Source organism: Kaistella sp. (genome assembly GCF_032060305.1).
Lineage (GTDB): Bacteria > Bacteroidota > Bacteroidia > Flavobacteriales > Weeksellaceae > Kaistella > Kaistella yananensis.
The window spans coordinates 38,608-40,602 of sequence record NZ_DAMBHK010000006.1 but is presented as its reverse complement, the minus strand read 5'-3'; the positions used below and the strand labels follow the sequence as shown (position 1 = coordinate 40,602).

The 1,995-nt window shown below is 38.5% G+C and carries 3 protein-coding genes; all 3 read left to right on the top strand.

Annotation, left to right across the window (positions count from 1 at the left end; all coding sequences use genetic code 11):
* The coding region (locus V5N63_RS01650) for a His/Gly/Thr/Pro-type tRNA ligase C-terminal domain-containing protein (RefSeq protein ID WP_332032420.1) at window positions 1-330 on the top strand (330 nt) is incomplete at its 5' end.
* A 94-nt stretch (window positions 331-424) separates the two neighbouring features.
* A complete protein-coding gene (locus V5N63_RS01645) occupies window positions 425-1,555 on the top strand; it encodes a serine hydrolase domain-containing protein (RefSeq protein WP_332032417.1) in 1,131 nt (376 codons plus the stop codon).
* A gap of 69 nt (window positions 1,556-1,624) precedes the next feature.
* Window positions 1,625-1,995 (top strand): aminotransferase class V-fold PLP-dependent enzyme (locus V5N63_RS01640; protein WP_332032415.1); only part of this gene is annotated, 371 nt, incomplete at its 3' end.

The window sequence follows — 1,995 nt, the reverse complement described above, 5'->3', positions numbered from 1 at the left end:
CTTCCGCCAGCTTTGGCTCCGGTAAAAGCTGCGATTTTGCCTTTAATGAAAAAAGACGGTCTCGGCGAATATGGTGAGAAAATTTTCAACGATCTGAAATACGATTTCAACGTTATTTATGAAGACAAAGACAGTATCGGAAAACGTTACAGACGTCAGGATGCGATTGGAACGCCGTTCTGTATCACAGTTGATCACGATTCTCTTGTGGACAATACCGTTACTTTAAGAGACCGTGATACCATGAAGCAGGAAAGAGTTCCGGTGGCAGATTTACGCAGAATTATCGACGAGAAAACAAATTTCAGAAATTTACTTTCTAAGATTTAAGTTTAAAAAACATATTAAATTGAAGTTCCGGATGTGCTCCGGAACTTTTTTGTTATTTAATCTTAAATTTGTAATTAAAGTTTAAATAATGTTTTTGAAAATTATAAAAGGAATCCTTGTGTTTTTCGCTTTGCTAATCGCACTTTCCTATTCATTTGGCTACGACTATCTTTTCAACGGAATGCGCCAGACTTATCTTCGCGGAGAATCGGGTGCTACAATTCACGACGGGAAATATTTTCCGTCACATACCATCGCAAAGGGAAATACATCGCTCTGGGAAAAAGATGCGCTTTACAATAAAAAGCCTTTATCTAAAGCTTTAGTGGAAGATCTTAAAAATACTGAAACCACATCTTTTTTAATCATTAAAGACGGAAAACTTCTTCACGAAGAATATTGGGATGGCTACTCCGCAAATTCCAAAAGCAATTCTTTCTCCATGGCGAAAGCCGTAACGGTGTTGCTGCTGGGCAAAGCTCTTGAAGAAAAAAAAATCAGCAGTTTACACCAGCGTTATTCAGATTTTTATGAAAACTATAAAAATATAGAATTCGGAAAAGATTTAACGGTCGGTGATCTTGCAAAAATGGAGGCCGGACTGAACTGGACTGAAGATTACGGCAATCCTTTCCTTCAGAACGCAAAAGCCTATTACGGAAAATCTCTGGAAGAAGCTGTGCTGCTGCGCAGCTTTAGAAAACAGCCAGGAACAGAATTCGAATACCAAAGCGGCGCAACGCAGCTTCTTGGTTTTGCTCTGAGAAAATCCCTCAACCAACCTCTCGCCCAATACGCCTCTGAAAAACTTTGGAAACCTTTGGGAATGGAAGAAAACGCAGATTGGAGCACCGATGAATTCGGGATGGAAAAAACTTTTTGCTGCATTCACTCCACTTCGCGGGATTTTGCGAAACTCGGTCAGCTGTTCCTAAATGAAGGAAAATTTGAAAATCAGCAAATCATCAGTTCGCAGTTTTTAAATGAGATGAAAACACCGACAAAACTTTCGAAAGAAGCTTACGGAATGGGACTTTGGATAAATAATGACAGTAATTTAAAACATTATTATTTCTGGGGACTTTACGGGCAATACATCATCATCGTTCCGAAAAAAAACATGGTGATCGTAAGAACCGGAATGTATAAAGACCAACCAAAAGACGCCAAAGGAAGACCCGAACAGGCAGCATTCTTAGTAAATCAAGTGGCCACTCATTATTAACACAATCAATCAGAATACATAGTTTTCAAATATAAATTCCGTAAATTTGAAGCATTCTAAATAAGTAAAATGTTCGATTTACAAAATATTCGCAGCCAGTTTCCTGTCCTTTCCCAACAAGTTAACGGAAAACCCTTGGTTTATCTCGACAATGCTGCCACTTCGCAGAAACCGTTATCGGTACTGAATTCTTGGGAAAAATATTACCAGGAGATCAATGCGAATGTTCATCGCGGAATTCACACTTTAAGTCAATTGGCGACCGAGGAAATGGAGCTTTCTAGGAGAAAAGTCCAAAAATTCATCAATGCAAAAAAAGATTTTGAAGTCATTTTTACCAAAGGAACGACGGAAGGAATCAACCTCATCGCCTATTCTTTAACGAATTTAATTAAAGAAAACGACGAAATCATCATTTCTTATTTGGAGCACCACTCGAA